16 protein-coding genes are annotated in these 16702 nt (G+C 33.0%); 8 read left to right on the top strand and 8 right to left on the bottom strand.

From position 1 onward, the window contains the following. The first annotated feature begins 1 nt into the window (after position 1). Genes M4I21_RS11695 through M4I21_RS11680 form a run of 4 tightly spaced genes read left to right on the top strand, consistent with a single transcriptional unit; the run spans position 2 to position 4962 of the window. The gene (locus M4I21_RS11695; protein WP_249559345.1) at positions 2-1942 is read left to right on the top strand and encodes a DUF4836 family protein; all 1941 of its coding nucleotides are present in this window, start codon (positions 2-4) and stop codon (positions 1940-1942) included. A gap of 51 nt (positions 1943-1993) precedes the next feature. Continuing rightward, the gene (locus tag M4I21_RS11690) at positions 1994-3355 is read left to right on the top strand and encodes a hypothetical protein (protein WP_249559344.1); all 1362 of its coding nucleotides are present in this window, start codon (positions 1994-1996) and stop codon (positions 3353-3355) included. Between the two features lie 45 nt (positions 3356-3400). Next, on the top strand, positions 3401-4519 hold the full coding sequence (locus M4I21_RS11685) for an NAD(P)/FAD-dependent oxidoreductase (RefSeq protein ID WP_249559343.1): 1119 nt from the start codon (positions 3401-3403) through the stop codon (positions 4517-4519). Next, positions 4513-4962, top strand: coding sequence for a 3-oxoacyl-ACP synthase (locus tag M4I21_RS11680; protein ID WP_249559342.1), 450 nt, complete (start codon positions 4513-4515; stop codon positions 4960-4962). Before M4I21_RS11685 ends, M4I21_RS11680 begins: the two co-directional genes overlap by 7 nt. 76 nt (positions 4963-5038) lie before the next feature. On the opposite strand, the gene M4I21_RS11675 is transcribed toward M4I21_RS11680, so the two are convergent. The 8 genes from M4I21_RS11675 to M4I21_RS11640 form a co-directional block, all read right to left on the bottom strand. After that, entirely contained in the window at positions 5039-5437 is a 399-nt protein-coding gene (locus tag M4I21_RS11675; RefSeq protein ID WP_249559341.1) for a plastocyanin/azurin family copper-binding protein, read from the bottom strand. Between the two features lie 36 nt (positions 5438-5473). Beyond that, on the bottom strand, positions 5474-6022 hold the full coding sequence (locus M4I21_RS11670; protein WP_249559340.1) for a carboxymuconolactone decarboxylase family protein: 549 nt from the start codon (positions 6020-6022) through the stop codon (positions 5474-5476). 312 nt (positions 6023-6334) lie between these two features. Further along, a complete protein-coding gene (locus M4I21_RS11665; protein ID WP_249559339.1) occupies positions 6335-7177 on the bottom strand; it encodes a helix-turn-helix domain-containing protein in 843 nt (280 codons plus the stop codon). Positions 7178-7304: 127 nt separating this feature from the next. Then, positions 7305-8753, bottom strand: a complete 1449-nt coding sequence (gene pyk / locus M4I21_RS11660; protein WP_249559338.1) for a pyruvate kinase — start codon at positions 8751-8753, stop codon at positions 7305-7307. A gap of 2 nt (positions 8754-8755) precedes the next feature. Beyond that, on the bottom strand, positions 8756-9220 hold the full coding sequence (locus M4I21_RS11655) for an IPExxxVDY family protein (RefSeq protein ID WP_249559337.1): 465 nt from the start codon (positions 9218-9220) through the stop codon (positions 8756-8758). 110 nt (positions 9221-9330) lie between these two features. Next, complete coding sequence (gene rnc / locus M4I21_RS11650) at positions 9331-10071, bottom strand: ribonuclease III (RefSeq protein WP_249559336.1); 741 nt, start codon at positions 10069-10071, stop codon at positions 9331-9333. Positions 10072-10075: 4 nt separating this feature from the next. Continuing rightward, on the bottom strand, positions 10076-11326 hold the full coding sequence (fabF, locus tag M4I21_RS11645; protein ID WP_249559335.1) for a beta-ketoacyl-ACP synthase II: 1251 nt from the start codon (positions 11324-11326) through the stop codon (positions 10076-10078). 114 nt (positions 11327-11440) lie between these two features. Beyond that, positions 11441-11674: an acyl carrier protein gene (locus M4I21_RS11640; RefSeq protein ID WP_008269813.1), complete on the bottom strand. Its 234-nt coding sequence runs from the start codon at positions 11672-11674 to the stop codon at positions 11441-11443. Positions 11675-11836: 162 nt separating this feature from the next. Between M4I21_RS11640 and purN the strand changes: the two genes are divergently transcribed. The 4 genes from purN to M4I21_RS11620 all read left to right on the top strand — a co-directional run bounded on the left by purN (position 11837) and on the right by M4I21_RS11620 (position 15993). After that, positions 11837-12403, top strand: coding sequence for a phosphoribosylglycinamide formyltransferase (gene purN, locus M4I21_RS11635; protein ID WP_249559334.1), 567 nt, complete (start codon positions 11837-11839; stop codon positions 12401-12403). Beyond that, positions 12404-13036 carry a ribonuclease H1 domain-containing protein gene (locus tag M4I21_RS11630; protein ID WP_249559333.1) on the top strand — a complete coding sequence of 211 codons (633 nt, stop codon included), beginning with the start codon at positions 12404-12406 and terminating at the stop codon, positions 13034-13036. A gap of 86 nt (positions 13037-13122) precedes the next feature. Continuing rightward, positions 13123-14049: a PfkB family carbohydrate kinase gene (locus tag M4I21_RS11625; RefSeq protein WP_249559332.1), complete on the top strand. Its 927-nt coding sequence runs from the start codon at positions 13123-13125 to the stop codon at positions 14047-14049. A gap of 45 nt (positions 14050-14094) precedes the next feature. Beyond that, complete coding sequence (locus M4I21_RS11620) at positions 14095-15993, top strand: amidophosphoribosyltransferase (protein ID WP_249559331.1); 1899 nt, start codon at positions 14095-14097, stop codon at positions 15991-15993. Positions 15994-16702: the final 709 nt, after the last annotated feature.

The following is a 16702-nucleotide window of genomic DNA, read 5'->3' as shown; positions in this document are numbered from 1 at the left end:
AATGAAAAAATTATTATTAAGCCTAACCATTTGTTGTGCAGCCTATACGGCACAAGCACAAGATTTAATACAAAATATACCCGCCAACTCTAGTGCGGTTGTCACTATAAAAGGAAGTAATGTTACAGAGTTGTTTTCTATTAAGGAGTTTGAAAACTCTAAAATAGGAAAAGAAATGCTAAGAGAACTAACTAGAGAATCAGATGGTGACTTAACAAGTCTTACTGATTTGGGTATAGATTTTAATGCAAATGCGTACTACTTTTTACAGGCAGAAAAAGGCGTTTTTTCTAATTACTTTGCTATTCCATTGCGTTCTAAAAGTGGTTTTGATAGCCTAATAAAAAAGAATAACAGCAGTACAGAGAAAATAAAGACTGATGGTGATATTACATATTTACAGGACAACTATGACGGCATTACTGTAGCCTGGAATGATAGCATGCTTGTTGTGGTTATTTCTGAGGATACAAACGAAGATGATGATTATGGCTATTATAATTATAGTGATGCTGTAGAGGTTGAAGAAGTAGTAGAAGCCGCTGCGGACGCTGTAGAAGAAGCTGTTGAGGTAGTAGAAGTTGAGGAAGTTGAAGAGGCAGAAGAAACCATTGAGGTTGTAGAAGTTGAAGAAGTTGAAATTGAAGAAACGGTAATTGAATCTACTGAAGATGCAGCATACTCTAATGAGGATTACTACCAAAAAAGAGAGGAGCGTTACAAAAGAGAGCGCGAAGAAAGAGAAGCAAAGAGAATAGCTAAAACTCAAAAAATAAAAGTGCTTAATTTGCAAAAAGCAAAGGCTTTTATACATGGTGATCACTCATCTAATAATATTTTACGTAATAAAAGTTATGTTGCTAGTTTAGGAAAACAAAACTTTGAGGCACACGCTTGGGCAGGAGATTTTATGAACCTTTACCAGGAATTGGTATTAACTAGAGGTTTTACCAATACTTTTGGCATGTATAATGTGGAGGAATTATATAGAAACTCTTCTGTATCTTCTACTTTAGACTTTACCAAAACTAGTGCTGTTTTAAATATAGATTATACGATGAGCGATGCTATGGCTAAACACGCCAAAGCGATGTATGATGGTAAAATGAACAAAGACTTTTTTAAGTATTTTAATGAGGATAAAATGTTAGGTTATATGTCTGTTAATGCTAGCACAGAAGGTTTACTTACAGAGTATCCAAAACTTATGAAGTCAATGTTTGCTAACTCTTCTAATAACGAAATGGCAACACTTGTACCACTTGGCGCAGATGTTTTGTCAATCTTTTTAGATGAAGAAGCTATTGGTGAATTGGTTAGAGGAGATATGTTGTTTGTGGTAAATGATATTGCTAAAAAGCAAGTAACATATACGACCTATGATTATGACGAAGACTACAACAGAATTCCAATAGAGAAAACTAAAGAAGAAGTCGTGCCAGATTTTATTTTTATGGCTACGTCTAATGGAGAAAGTATCTTTAACAAGCTTATGGCTATTGCTATTAAAGAAAACGAAATGACAGTAGATAACGGTATTTACAAGTTTAATACGCCAAGAAGTGTGCCTGTAAATGTGTATGCAATGCACAACAAAGGAGTGTTGTTTTTTGGAACATCTAAAGACCAGTTATTAGCAATTAGAAATGGTAGTTTTAAAGGTGGAGTTAGTAGTGAACATAAGAAAAATATTAGTAAAAATACTTCTGCAGCATACGTTAATGGTAAAAATATAATTTCTCAGATACCAGTTAATGAATTGCCAAGAGAGTTTAAAAGAAAAATAAACTTTTTAACAAGTAACACAGAAGACCTTTTAATCACAACAGGTAAGTTAAAGGGGAATAAATCTAGTAGTCAAGTTATTTTAAATACTCCAGAAGAAGGACATAAAAATGGCTTAGCATACTTTATTAATTTTATAGATGCTTTTGTAGATTAAGTTTTAAAACACAATATGCGTTTAAAAAAAATAGTAAAAATAGTAGTCCCAATGATTATACTTTTAGGTATAGTTTATTGGGGCTATAAATTTGTAAACAACACATCTTCTTTAATTGGTGTTGTACATAAAAATGCAGATGCTGTTGTAAAAATAGACTTGCACGGTATTAAAGAAACTTTAGTTTTAGATGCACTATCTGCACCTAAGTTTTATTACGATAACATATCGTTTTCAAGTAGTAAAAAAGAGAAAGATTCTACCGTAGAAAAAGGCATTAACCTAAAGCCATATACTGCAGTTTTATATACACTTAAAAATGTAAAAAATACAATTTTTACAACGTTACCTATAGAAAACACAGCGGATTTTAATGCGTATGTAAAGGAGTACGTAACAAAGAAAAAAGGAGTAATACAAATTGCAGAGGGGTACACATATGCAGTTTTAGAAAAGTCTAAAGTTAGTATAGCTTGGAACACTAAAAACTTGGCAATTGCAGCTGCGCCAGATAAAATAGACATTTCAAAAATTACTGCTGTTTTTAAGGATGTTTTAGTTGATGAAAAGTTAATTACAGATAAGAGTAATAGTTTAATTCAGAAACTAAAAAGTATAAAAGATCATATTGCTTATGTAAAAGGAGCTAGTGTAATTGGATTAAATTTTGAAGACGGAAAATTAGCTGTAGCTGGACAATTAGAAGTTGATAAATCTTCAGTTTTCTCCAATGAAATTATAGTAAATAGTCTTCCGGACGCATCTTTACAGATGTATATAGATTATAGTTTTGCAGATGATAATCATAAGAAAGATTTTATATCAACCTTTAAAAATAGTTCTTTTTTACAGAAAAGTAATTTACAGGTAGACAGTATTGCTAAGTACAGTACTGGTTTTTTTAGTTTAGCTATAGACGGTAAAACCAAACAACAAGATACTATTATTACGTATGCTTACGATGATAATTTTAATAAGGTTGAAGAGAAAACGGTTCAAGAAAAAGAGGCGCCAAAAATGTTTGTAAACTTGGGAGTAAATAAGGATGGTTTTCCGGCTTATCTACAAACACAAGGTACCATAGAACAGGGTGTATTTACTGCATTGCCTATTTATAATTTTTACGTATCATCAACAGCAACAACAAGCTTGTTTGCTACAGCTAAAAAGGCACCAAAAACAGAGGTGTTTAAAAGCGCTAACTTTTTAGATATTACGGCTAATTTCTCTAAATTAAACAGAGATATAAGCTTTCCTAAGTCCGGCGTACTATTTGGACTTTTAAATACACTAGATGTAAAGGCAAACTTGGTTAAACAAGGTGTTGTTGGTCTAGAGGGTTCATTATCAGCAAAAAGGGAAGATATAAATATTATTACCCAGCTCTTTTTTGGTTTAGAAAATGCCAAATAAGATTTTTGCACACATTTACTTGGTTTTAGTTCTTATTTTAGTAAAATGAATTTTAGTTACTGGGAGCATAAAACGTGGTTGTCTGCAGTAGACTTTACTGTTGTGGGTAGTGGTATTGTAGGTTTAAGCTGTGCATTGTATTTAAAAGAACGTTATCCTAAAGCCAAGGTTTTAATTTTAGAAAAAGGAATGCTGCCACAAGGAGCTAGTACTAAAAATGCTGGTTTTGCTTGTTTTGGAAGTATTTCAGAAATAGTATCAGATTTAAACTCGCACTCAGAAGAAGAAGTTGTATCGCTTGTAAAAAAAAGATTAGAGGGCATTAGTTTATTGCGATCTAATTTAGGAGACACAGCTATTGGATATAAAAATTACGGTGGGCACGAGTTATTTTTAGGCTCTAGTCTTAATTTGTATCAACATTGTTTAGATAAATTAAGCACTATAAATAAGTTGCTAAATCTTGTTTTTAAAGGTGATGCATTTGTAACTACACAGAATAAATTCAACTTTAATAAAATACAAGAAAACTATATTACACATACTTTTGAAGGGCAAATAGACACTGGTAAAATGATGCAGAGTTTATTAATAAAGGTCCACCAAAAAGGTATTTTAATTTTGAATAACACAAGTGTAAAAGCGTTTACAACAACAGCAAATGGTGTAGCTGTAGACACCGGTAATTTTACTTTACAGACGAAGAAACTAATAGTTGCAACCAATGGTTTTGCAGCGGAACTATTACAAGAAAAAGTTAAGCCAGCAAGGGCGCAAGTGTTAGTAACAGAACCGATACCTAATTTACATATAAAAGGAACTTTTCATTTAGACGAAGGTTATTATTATTTTAGAAATATAGATGATAGAATTTTATTTGGCGGAGGAAGGAACTTAGATTTTAAAACAGAAGAAACCTCAGAATTTGGACAAACGGAGTTAGTGCAGCATCAACTTGAAAAAATACTTAGAGAGACTATTTTGCCGAATACAACTTTTAAAGTAGATCAAAGATGGAGTGGTATTATGGGTGTTGGTAGTCAAAAAGCTCCAATTGTAAAAGAGATAGAGCCTAATGTGTATTGCGGTGTGCGTCTAGGCGGAATGGGAATAGCTATAGGTAGCTTGGTTGGTAAAGAATTAGCAGATATAGTAAAATGGTAGATAAAAAAGAGCTTTTAAAATTTTGTGCAAGTTTTGTAAACGACAGAGTTTCTAGAATACAAAAGAACATTGCAGGAGTGCAAGAATCACTTACTTCTGAAACAAAAAGTAGCGCTGGCGATAAGCACGAGACCGGTAGAGCTATGTTGCAGCTAGAACGAGAAAAGCTGGGGCAGCAGTTATTAGAGGCGGAGAAAATGCAGCAATTGTTATCTAAAGTTAGACCTATAAAGCAGGTAGCTGCTATTGGGTTGGGAAGTGTTGTTTTAACAGAGAAAAACAATTACTTTTTAGCTATATCTGCAGGTGAGTATACACTAGGAGCTAAAAATATATATTGTATATCTGCAAATACACCAATTGGTAAGTTATTGTTTGGTAAATGCAAAGGAGAAAATTTTGTTTTTAATGGTGAAAGTATAGGCATAACAGACGTACTCTAAAATAAAAAAATCCTCTACCAACATAATTATGCTAGAGGAGGATTTTTACACAAAAAAAGAATATCCTTACTTTACTTTACTTTACTGTAATTGTATTGTCTGTAGCTGTTGGGTTTAAAGGACAAAAGTATATATACTCGCCTTTTTCTAAAACCGTTGGGTTAGACTTTTCTTTTTTACCATTAGCAACTGCTTTAGTAACGTAAGCTGTCTTAATATGGTTTTCTGGCTTGCTAATATCTTGTCCTTTTTTCACGAGTACAAAACCAACATCATGACCAACATTGTTGTTTGCAATTTCAAAGACATACGTACCTTGACTAAGGGTTAAGTTTTTCTTAGTAAACTCACCTTCAACTTGCTCTAAAGAAACTACTTTAGGTTGTTTTTTGTCCATTTTATCTTGTGCGTTGCTTGTAAATACAGAACCTACTACTAATGCAACTAATGCGATTGTGTTTTTTAAATTTTTCATCTTGTTTATTTTATTTAATTGTTTGTTGTTTTTGTGTTAAGCCTCTACTGCGTTTAATGGCTGTGCTAAAGGGAAATCTACAGGTACTTTTGTTGTGCTGTGTACGTAGTTAGATATGGTTTTGTCGCCAACTAAAACTATGGTGTCTATTAGGTTTTCTTTAGTGTAACCAGCATTTAAAAAGTTATCTACAACAGTAGTCTCTGTTGCTCCTCTTTTTTCTGTAATATTTTTGGCTAAAGCAGCTAAAGCATCTAGTTTAGAATTAAAAGAAGCTTTACCAGCTCTTAACTCTAGTATTTCTGAATCTATAAAACCATTCATTTTACCTATTGCAGTATGTGCAGATAAACAGTAAATACAATTGTTAACCTCGCTAACGGCTAAGTTTACAGCTTCTTTTTCTTTTGCAGATAAAGATGATTTTGCGCTACTTAAATTAAGGTAGTTTTCTAATGCGTTTGTAGAGTATGCATATGTTGCGTATAAGTTGGGTACAAAACCTACTTTTTTCTCTAGTGAATCAAAAATTACTTGATTTTTTTCACTTACTTCTGCTCTTGTTGGTACGTTAAATTTGCTCATAATTATTTTTTTTGAAATCATTTTTTGAAATGACAGTTGCTATTATTTTTTATTATTGAAAATTTTGGATAAAAGGTTTTTCTGCATCACAGTAGAAATCGTGATGGTATTTTTTTTCACAATGATCTGTAGCTAATACAGGTTGTTGTTTGCTTTTTTTTGATGACCTAAAGATTTCGATTAGGTTAAAAATAGATGTATGTATTAAGTTCATGATTGCGTTGTTTTTAATTACAATGCAAAGATGCAGCCTATTACAAGTTATTTGTTAATAGCAATTTCCCGACGACTTGTAGAAACTTCCCGAAAAGGTTAGTTTTTGTGTATTTCGCGGTATTGGGTAGGAGAATAGTTGGTCATTTTTTTAAAAAATGAACTAAAATGTGCAGGATCGTTAAAACCTAAGTCGTATGCAATTTCTTGATTTTGCTTGTCTGTAAAATTCATAAGTCGTTTTGCCTCTAAGGCAATTCTACTTAAAATTATTTGTTGTGGTGAGTTTTGATTGTAAAGCGCAAAAATATTAGAAAGGGTTTTTGGACTTTTAAAAAGCAGGTCTGCGTAGTCACTTACTTTGCGTTTGGTTTTAAAATGCTCATCAACCAAAACATTAAATCTACGTACAATATCTATTTGTTCATTATTTAACTTTTTTAAAGTTAGTTGTTCTTTAGCTAAACGTGTGCATATGATTATAAGCCTTTTTAAGAGCATCTGTAGCATATCTCCTTGTATTTTGTCAGACGTACTAAACTCATCTATAAAAATCTCATACAGCGTGCTAAATTTGCGTTCTTGTTCTTTAGGTATGGTTACAATTGGCAATTCTTGCGTGCCAAAAAATAGAATACCGTTGCATGAGACCTCACTATCGTGATCTCTAATACAATAAAAAGGCCTGTTAAACATAAAAGCTGTTAAAGGTTTTTCTGTTTTTTGATAAGAAACGTAGTGTAAATAGGTGGTTGTAATTAATTGATTTGGGTGTAGCTCTACAATTGTGTTGTCTATTTCTAGAGTAACTGTCGTATTATTTTGGTTCCATAAAATACTTATGGTGTCTTTATTGGTATTAAAATAAGTGAGATGTTTTTTAATATCGTCTGTCATTCCAAAAACAGAATCTACTTTAGTATCGGTATATTTAAATTTCATAAAGACAGGTGTTAATGCTCTAGCTTAGTAGTCTTTTAAAGTAGGCCTAACTTACAATTACTTGTGGTTACAAACAAAAAAATCCTGAGCGTAAACTCAGGATTCTTGTATAAACTTAAAAAATTTCTTATTTTTTTATTGTACTAGCTTCTATTTCTGTAACACGTAATGTATTTACCATGCCTTTATTTGCAATTGGCATTGCGGCAAGGCTAATAAGCATATCGCCAACTTCTAGAAATCCTTTTTTGCAAGCAATAGCATTTACATCATCTATAGTTTCATCTGTAGTAACGTATTTGTCATAATAAAAAGCTTTAACACCCCATAGAAGGTTTAACTGTGTTAATATTCTTTTGTTAGATGTAAAAACTAAAATATGTGCACTTGGTCTCCATGCAGAAATTTGAAAAGCAGTATATCCACTATTTGTTAATGTAGAAATAGCTTTTGCTTTAATTTCATTAGCCATAATAGCTGCATGGTAACATACAGATTTTGTAATGTATCTGCTCGTTTTTACATGAGGTGGATTATGTGGTACAGAAATTAAATCTGATCCTTCTACACTTTTTAAAATGCTAGTCATTTTTTGTATTACCTGTACTGGGTAATTTCCAACCGAAGTTTCTCCTGAAAGCATTACAGCATCTGCGCCGTCCATAACAGAGTTTGCAACGTCATTAACCTCTGCACGTGTTGGTGTAAGGCTTGTAATCATTGTTTCCATCATTTGTGTAGCAATAATTACAGGGATACGCGCTTTTTTAGCGGTAAGTACTAATTGTTTTTGAATTAATGGTACTTCGTGTGCAGGAACTTCTACTCCTAGATCTCCACGAGCAACCATTAAACCGTCACAATAAGCAACAATTTTATCTATATTTTCTACAGCTTCAGGTTTTTCAATCTTAGCTATTATAGGAATTTTGTGATCTGTGTGCTTCTTAATTAGTGTTTGTAGGTCAATCAAATCTTGACTAAAACGAACAAAAGAAAGTGCTATCCAATCTACTTCTACTGAAATGGCAAAAATGGCATCTTTAATATCTTTCTCTGTAAGTGCAGGTAAAGAGATATTGGTATTAGGTAAGTTTACTCCTTTTTTGGACTTTAATGGTCCACCTTGTATAACCTCTGCCTTTACTTCGTCTTTCTTGTTTGTAGAAAGTACTTTAAACATTAATTTACCATCGTCTAAAAGAACTAATTCTCCTGGCTTAACATCTTTAGGAAAAGAGGCATAGTTCATGTATACTCTTTCTGCTGTACCTTCAAAAGGTTTTCCTGTAATAAAAGATATTTTATCTCCTGGAGAAACAACTACTTCACCAGCCATAACACCAACTCTAAGTTTAGGTCCTTGTAAATCTCCTAATATAGAAGTGTTAGATCCTAATTCTTCACTTAGTTCACGTATCATTTTAACACGTTCAGTAACATCTGCATAATCTGCATGTGAAAAGTTAATTCTAAAGACATCTACTCCAGAATTAATCATATCTCTTAAAACCTCTTTTGTGCTGGTAGCTGGTCCTAGTGTTGCTACTATTTTTGTTTTTTTGTTAGTTGGCATTCTTAAAAAATTAAGTTGTTTTTAGATTTTAGGTTATCAACATCAATACTATAAGCAGTTACAATTTTTGGTATACTTACAATTTGCTTTAAAATTGCAGCTACAATTTGTTTGTCTTCTTGCTCAATCTTTAAAAAATAATCTACGTCCTTATATTCGGGCACTAGATAATGTGTTGTGTATGATAGTTCACTACCAAACAGACCTCCTTGTTCCTCTTGTTCTTCTATTTTACTATGGTTGCTAATTAAAGTCCAATTATTGTGATTGTCTATGTCTTCCCATTCAAAAAAAGGAAATGAAATACGCTGGTTGACATCTAAATCTATTTTAGCTCTTTTAAAATTAGTTTTTAAAAATAAATTAAGATTATAGCCAATTGCATAATCTTCTAGACTGCTGTGTAGGGCAATTAATGAAAAAGAATCTTCAAAAAAATCTTCAGAAATTTTATGTATAGCTCCCATATTCTTTATGTCTGAAAGAGTAAATATAGGATTAAAACAAATACTAGCCTAGTATGTTTTAAGGTTTAAGCAAGGTATTTAGAGCGCAAACGTTTTAGTTAACAATTATTTTACTTAGACTGCTTAATTTTGTCTTGAAGTGCGAAAAAAGCACGCTTAGAAGCAAGCTCTTCAGCCTTCTTTTTAGATGTTGCTCTGGCTTTTGCTATGATGTTATTGTCTATAGAAAGTTTTACGGCAAAGTGTTTTAGAGCATCATTACCTGTATCTTCATATACATTATAATTAAACTGCTTTTTTTGTTTTTGACACCACTCAATAACCAAACTTTTATAACTTATTACTTTACCTTCTAATTGTTCTATATCTACATAGGGGCCAATTACTCTTTCGCGAATAAATTTTTCACAATAGTTGTATCCTCTATCTAAATAAATGGCGCCGACTAGGGCTTCAAAAACATTGCCATGTATGTTTTCTCCAAAATGAGATTTAGAAATTCGGCTTTCTACGTATTTAATTAGGTTTAGATCTTTTCCTAATTCGTTTAAATGCTCTCTGCTAACAATTTTAGAGCGCATTTTGGTTAGGTATCCTTCGTCTCCTAGTGGTACCTCATTATACAAGTATTTAGAAATAATAGTGCCTAGCATAGAATCTCCTAAAAATTCTAGGCGCTCGTAGTTTAAAGGATTCCCGTCTTTGTCTTTTTTGTTTGCGGATCTATGCAAAAAGGCTTTCTGGTAAATACCTATCTCTTTAGGTTTAAAACCTAAAATGTGTGTTATTCCTAAAAAAAAATCCCCATCTTTTTCTGGATGGGAATTAAATATTTTGGAGATAAAACTCATTATCTTAGTTTATTTTTTTAAAAATTACACAAGCATTGTGCCCTCCAAATCCAAACGTATTGCTCAGTGCAACTTTCACGTCTCTTTTTTGAGCCTTATTAAGTGTAAGGTTTAACTTAGGATCTATATTCTCATCTACATGCTCATGATTAATAGTAGGCGGTACAATACCGTGTTCCATAGCAAGGATAGATGCAATTGCTTCTATTGCCCCTGCAGCACCAAGTAAGTGCCCTGTCATAGATTTAGTAGAGTTTATATTAATGTTATGTGCGTGCTCACCAAAAACTTTAGTAATAGCTTTTAGTTCTGCAACGTCTCCTAATGGTGTAGAAGTACCATGTGTATTAATGGCATCTACATCTTCAGGATTTAAGCCTGCATCTTTAAGGCAGTTTTGCATAACACGTACAACACCAATACCCTCTGGGTGTGGAGCTGTCATGTGGTAAGCATCACTAGATAAACCACCGCCAGCAACTTCTGCATAAATCTTTGCACCTCTTGCTACAGCATGTTCGTATTCTTCTAATATAAGTGCACCAGCTCCCTCACCTAATACAAAACCATCTCTGGTAGCGTCAAAAGGTCTAGATGCTGTTGTTGGACTTTCGTTTCTTGTAGATAATGCATGCATTGCTCCAAAACCGCCCATACCCGCAATGGTTACAGCAGCCTCACTACCACCAGTAACAATTACGTCACAATGGCCTAAACGTATTGTGTTTAGTGCATCTATAATTGCATTTGCAGAAGATGCACATGCAGATACAGTAGTATAGTTAGGTCCCATAAATCCATGTTTAATAGATATGTTACCTGGCGCTATATCGGCAATCATTTTTGGTATAAAGAAAGGATTAAATCTTGGCGTGCCGTCACCAGCAGCAAAATTTAATACTTCGTTTTGGAATGTTTCTAAGCCACCAATACCTGCTCCCCAAATAACACCAACTCTAAATTTGTCTAATGTATCTAAGTCTAATTTAGAATCTGCGATAGCTTCATCAGCAGAAACCATAGCGTATTGAGCAAACTTATCTAGTTTACGTGCTTCTTTTCTATCAAAAAAATCGGCTGGATTATAGTTTTTTAATTCGCAGGCAAACTTTGTTTTAAATTTTTCTGCGTCATAATAGGTAATAGGGGCGCATCCACTTCTTCCATTTATCAACCCATCCCAGTATTCTTCTATGTTATTGCCTATAGGCGTTAAAGCTCCAAGACCAGTAACTACAACTCGCTTTAATTGCATGAACTCAAATTTTGTTAAATCTATTTATTAGATACGTGTAAATTAAAAAAAAAAATCCATGCAGCAAGACTACCACATGGATATTTTTTTAAATCTTGTTCAAGATATAATAAATTACTTTGCTTCTTCTATATAACTTATTGCTTGACCAACTGTTGCGATGTTCTCCGCTTGATCATCTGGAATTTGAATATCGAATTCTTTTTCGAACTCCATAATTAACTCAACAGTATCTAAAGAATCTGCTCCTAAGTCGTTTGTAAAGCTCGCTTCTGTAACAACTTCGTTCTCATCAACTCCTAATTTGTCAACGATTATAGCTTTTACTCTTGATGCAATGTCTGACATAATAATTTTGTTTTAATAATTTTAATTGAAGGCAAAAATAAAAAACTTTGGTTTAAATACACCATTTGTCGTTAAAATGTGTCAATTTTTAATTTAATTTAATATTGAAGTGTTAATTTTACACCTCATTTTTTATTCAATAATAACCCTTTATAGCCCTCTATGAAACGTATTGTTCTATTTGCTTCTGGTTCTGGTTCTAATGTAGAAAACATAGCAAATTATTTTAAAGACAACCCTTTGGTGACTATCACCAGTGTATTTACTAACAAAAGGGATGCCAAAGTAATTGACAGATGTAACAGATTAAATATCAGTGCGTTGTATTTTAATAAGGAGTCGTTTTCTAAGTCAGATTGCCTTTTAAGCATACTTAAGGGTATGGATCCGGATTTAATTATTTTGGCCGGTTTTTTACTTAAAATACCTAAAAACTTCGTGACAGCCTTCCCAAATAAGATTGTAAATATACATCCTGCACTTCTTCCAAAATATGGAGGAAAAGGAATGTATGGGATGAACGTACATAATGCAGTAAAAAACAATAATGAGACCGAAACTGGCATCACAATTCATTATGTAAATGAAAATTATGACGAGGGAGCAATAATTCATCAAGCAAAAACGACTGTTACTAAAGAAGATTCTCCAGAAAATATTGCAGAGAAAGTGCATGCATTGGAGTACGAATACTTTCCTAAGGTAATAGATCAAATTTTATCAAACTAAATGGGTAAAAAAGGAAAATTTTATACGGTTTGGAGAGGTAAAAAGCCAGGAATTTATGATTCTTGGTCTGCTTGCAAGGCGGCTATTAATAAAGAAAAGGGAGCGCAATACAAATCTTTTCCTTCTTTTGAAGCTGCAAAAAAGGCTTTTAATGGTAATTATGACGACTATAAAGGAAAAAAAATAGGAACAACCTTATCTAAGACAGCGTTAGATAAAATAGGACAGCCAAATTACAATTCTATTTCTGTAGATGCAGCCTCTAGCGGTAATCCTGGTATTATGGAATATAGAGGAGTAGTTACCCAAGGGGCAAAAGAGCTTTTTAAACAAGGACCTTTTAAGCAAGGAACCAATAATATAGGTGAGTTTTTGGCTTTAGTGCACGGGTTAGCGTATTTAAAGAAAAACAATAGTGACCGCATACTTTATACCGACTCTAGAACAGCTATGAGTTGGGTTCGTAAAAAAAAGTGCAACAGTAAATTAGCGGAATCCGCAAAGAATAAGGATGTTTTTGAGCTAATACGTAGAGCAGAAGATTGGCTAAAAACAAATACATACACCACTACAATTGTAAAATGGGAAACCAAGGCATGGGGAGAAATTCCTGCAGATTTTGGTCGTAAATAGTACTTTTTCTTGTTTTTATAAATTGATGTTCTAATGCTTCGGAATTGCTATTTCAAAAATGTATCTTTGCACCAAAATTAACTTATATGAGCAAATTGTTAATTGTGGGTACGGTAGCTTTTGATGCTATAGAAACCCCTTTTGGTAAAACAGATGTTATTCTTGGTGGCGCGGCAACGTACATAGCTTTAGCTGCATCACAATTTAAGGTGAACTCTGCAATAGTATCTGTTGTAGGTGAAGATTTCCCTCAAGAACACCTAGACCTATTAAAAAGCAAAAATGTAGACTTATCTGCTTTAGAAGTAGTTAAAGGCGGTAAAACATTTTTCTGGAAAGGTAAATATCATAACGATTTAAATTCTAGAGATACTTTAGCTACAGAGTTAAACGTATTGGCAGATTTTAAACCTGTAGTTCCAGAGAGTTATAAAGAAGCAGATGTTGTAATGTTAGGAAACTTACATCCTAGCGTCCAAATGAGTGTTATTGAACAAATGACAAAAAAACCAAAACTTATTGTTTTAGATACAATGAACTTTTGGATGGACAATGCATTAGATGAATTGTTAAACGTAATTAAACATATAGATGTTATTACAATTAATGATGAAGAGGCAAGACAATTAACTGGAGAATACTCTTTAGTTAAGGCAGCAGCCAAAATACAAACAATGGGACCAAAATTTGTGGTTATTAAAAAAGGAGAACACGGAGCTTTATTGTTTAAAGACGATAAGGTATTCTTTGCACCAGCATTACCTTTAGAAGAGGTTTTTGATCCTACGGGAGCAGGCGATACTTTTGCCGGTGGTTTTTCTGGCCATATAGCAGCATCTGGTAATGTGTCTTTTGAGAATTTAAAAAGTGCAATTATTCACGGATCTAATTTGGCTTCTTTTTGTGTGGAGCGTTTTGGTACAGAACGTATGGAGAAATTAGAAAAAACTGAAGTAGATAAAAGACTGCGTCAGTTTGCGGAATTAACGCAGTTTAATATAGAATTACAATAACAACAAGCCCATTTATGGGCTTTTTTTAATATCAAATTATAAGAAATGAGTGACGCCATTAAGCACGAATGTGGAATTTCTATGATTAGGCTTTTAAAGCCTTTAGAGTATTACAAAGAAAAGTACGGTACAGCTTTTTACGGAGTTAATAAAATGTATTTAATGATGGAAAAGCAGCACAACCGTGGACAAGACGGCGCAGGTTTTGCCAGCATTAAGTTAGATATGGAGCAAGGAGAACGCTATATGAGTAGAGTGCGTTCTGCAGAAAGCCAGCCTATACAGGATATTTTTGCACAAATTAACGACCGTATTAACACGGCTATGTTAGAAAATCCAGAATATGTGGATGATGTGGCTGCCCAAAAAAAACACATACCTTATATAGGAGAAGTTTTATTAGGACATGTACGCTACGGAACTTTTGGAAAAAATAGTATAGAAAGTGTGCACCCATTTTTAAGACAAAACAATTGGATGCACAGAAATCTTATTGTTGCAGGTAACTTTAACATGACTAATGTTAATGAGCTTTTTGACAATCTTGTGCAAATAGGTCAGCACCCAAAAGAAAAAGCAGATACAGTAACTGTTATGGAAAAGATAGGTCATTTTTTGGATGACGCCGTAGCAAAACTATATAAGCAAATAAAAAAAGAGGGTTTTACAAAGTTAGAAGCTTCACCGTTAATAGCAGAACGTTTAAATCTTGGTAAAATTCTAAGGAAAGCAGCTAAGAACTGGGATGGTGGTTATGCAATGACCGGACTTTTAGGTCATGGAGATAGTTTTGTGCTTAGAGACCCAGCTGGTATTAGACCAGTGTACTACTATAAGGATGATGAGGTTGTTGTTGTTGCATCAGAAAGACCAGCAATACAAACTGTATTTAATGTTCCATTTGATGAAATACATGAGTTAGATCCTGGCCACGCTCTTATTGTTAAGAAGAGTGGTAAAATGGATATAAAGCAAATATTAGAACCAACAGAACGTAAAGCTTGTTCTTTTGAGCGTATTTATTTTTCTAGAGGTAGTGATAAAGAAATATACCAAGAACGTAAAGAGCTAGGTAAGTTGCTTTTTCCACAGATATTAGAATCTATTGAGGACGATATTAAAAACACCGTATTTTCATACATACCTAATACAGCAGAGACATCTTTCTATGGTATGGTAAAAGAGGCTCAAAACCACCTAAACCGTAAAAAGGAAGAACAGATATTATCTATAGGAAGAGAAATTACTTCTGAGGAATTACATGAGATCTTAGAGGTAAGGCCACGTATAGAAAAAGTAGCAATTAAAGATGCTAAATTAAGAACCTTTATTACGCAAGATAGCAGTAGAGATGATTTAGTAGCCCATGTTTATGATATTTCTTACGGTTCTGTAAAAGAAGGAGATAATTTAGTTATAATAGACGATAGTATTGTACGTGGTACAACACTTAAAAAGAGTATTTTAAAAATATTAGATCGGTTACTGCCAAAGAAAATAGTTGTAGTTTCTTCTGCGCCACAAATTAGATATCCAGATTGTTATGGTATAGATATGGCTAAGTTAGAAGATTTTATTGCTTTTAGAGCTGCGTTAGACTTACATAAGGATAGAGATACTATGCATATTGTAGAGGGCATTTATAAAAAATGTTTAACGCAAGTAGATTCTGATGATAAAGATATTATAAACTATGTAAAAGAGTTTTACGAACCATTTACACCAGAAGAAGTTTCTGAGAAAATAGGAGAGTTGCTTAGTTCATCAGAAATTAAAGCAGAAGTAGAGATTATATATCAAACAGTAGATAATTTACATAAAGCTTGTCCTAAAAATTTAGGTGACTGGTACTTTACTGGAGATTACCCAACTCCAGGTGGTAACAGAGTCGTAAACAAAGCTTTTATTAACTTTTATGAAGGTAAAAGTGAACGTGCATATTAATTTAAGTCGATAAAAAGTGTAATTAGTGTATTTTATCGGTAAAATATGTATTTGGTCTTTTTTATGCAATACAACGGTGTTTCCATAACTAATTTAGGGGCTACCATAGCATAAGTAGGTTAAGTTCATGGTAAAATTTGGGGAAAAGGTGGAGGAAACTCCGCCTTTTTATTTTTTATACTATGCTGTACGTCGGATAATATGTAGTTTGACTGATGAAATGGACGTTAATCCGATAGATTATGTGTGTGTGTACCACATACTATATCTTTGAAGGACCATAGCATAAGTAGGTTAAGTTCATGGTAAGATTTGGGGAAAAAGGTGGAGGAAACTCTACCTTTTTATTTTTTACTACTTTCCCAAATGTAAATTTTCTTTTTTTTTCAAATCTCTTTAATAGCACACTTAGTCTAGTAAACTCAATAGTTTAACTAATATTGTTTAACAGGGTTTATTTAAACAATATCTTTGGAGGACCATAGCATAAGTAGGTTAAGTTCATGGTAAGATTTGGGGAAAAAGGCGAAGGAAACTTCGCCTTTTTATTTTTCATTACTTTTCTAGCGTTAGATTTTCTGTCTATCTAAAACAATTACATTTTTTCACTTTTTATTTTGTTTTGACTCTTTCTTGATTAACAATTGTAGATTCATTTGATAAAAGCCTAGTAATCCGATGGTTTCATATATATTGTTAAAAAAAAACT

It is taken from the genome of Cellulophaga sp. 20_2_10 (assembly GCF_023476645.1).
Taxonomy (GTDB): domain Bacteria; phylum Bacteroidota; class Bacteroidia; order Flavobacteriales; family Flavobacteriaceae; genus Cellulophaga.
Note: the sequence above shows the minus strand (reverse complement) of the source record. Positions and strands in the feature narration are given on the sequence as shown.

Coding starts and splice junctions, on each gene's coding strand:
- M4I21_RS11695 (WP_249559345.1), top strand. CDS start 2: ATGAAAAAATTATTATTAAGCCTAACCATTTGTTGTGCAGCCTATACG.
- M4I21_RS11690 (WP_249559344.1), top strand. CDS start 1,994: ATGATTATACTTTTAGGTATAGTTTATTGGGGCTATAAATTTGTAAAC.
- M4I21_RS11685 (WP_249559343.1), top strand. CDS start 3,401: ATGAATTTTAGTTACTGGGAGCATAAAACGTGGTTGTCTGCAGTAGAC.
- M4I21_RS11680 (WP_249559342.1), top strand. CDS start 4,513: ATGGTAGATAAAAAAGAGCTTTTAAAATTTTGTGCAAGTTTTGTAAAC.
- M4I21_RS11675 (WP_249559341.1), bottom strand. CDS start 5,437: ATGAAAAATTTAAAAAACACAATCGCATTAGTTGCATTAGTAGTAGGT.
- M4I21_RS11670 (WP_249559340.1), bottom strand. CDS start 6,022: ATGAGCAAATTTAACGTACCAACAAGAGCAGAAGTAAGTGAAAAAAAT.
- M4I21_RS11665 (WP_249559339.1), bottom strand. CDS start 7,177: ATGAAATTTAAATATACCGATACTAAAGTAGATTCTGTTTTTGGAATG.
- pyk (WP_249559338.1), bottom strand. CDS start 8,753: ATGCCAACTAACAAAAAAACAAAAATAGTAGCAACACTAGGACCAGCT.
- M4I21_RS11655 (WP_249559337.1), bottom strand. CDS start 9,220: ATGGGAGCTATACATAAAATTTCTGAAGATTTTTTTGAAGATTCTTTT.
- rnc (WP_249559336.1), bottom strand. CDS start 10,071: ATGAGTTTTATCTCCAAAATATTTAATTCCCATCCAGAAAAAGATGGG.
- fabF (WP_249559335.1), bottom strand. CDS start 11,326: ATGCAATTAAAGCGAGTTGTAGTTACTGGTCTTGGAGCTTTAACGCCT.
- M4I21_RS11640 (WP_008269813.1), bottom strand. CDS start 11,674: ATGTCAGACATTGCATCAAGAGTAAAAGCTATAATCGTTGACAAATTA.
- purN (WP_249559334.1), top strand. CDS start 11,837: ATGAAACGTATTGTTCTATTTGCTTCTGGTTCTGGTTCTAATGTAGAA.
- M4I21_RS11630 (WP_249559333.1), top strand. CDS start 12,404: ATGGGTAAAAAAGGAAAATTTTATACGGTTTGGAGAGGTAAAAAGCCA.
- M4I21_RS11625 (WP_249559332.1), top strand. CDS start 13,123: ATGAGCAAATTGTTAATTGTGGGTACGGTAGCTTTTGATGCTATAGAA.
- M4I21_RS11620 (WP_249559331.1), top strand. CDS start 14,095: ATGAGTGACGCCATTAAGCACGAATGTGGAATTTCTATGATTAGGCTT.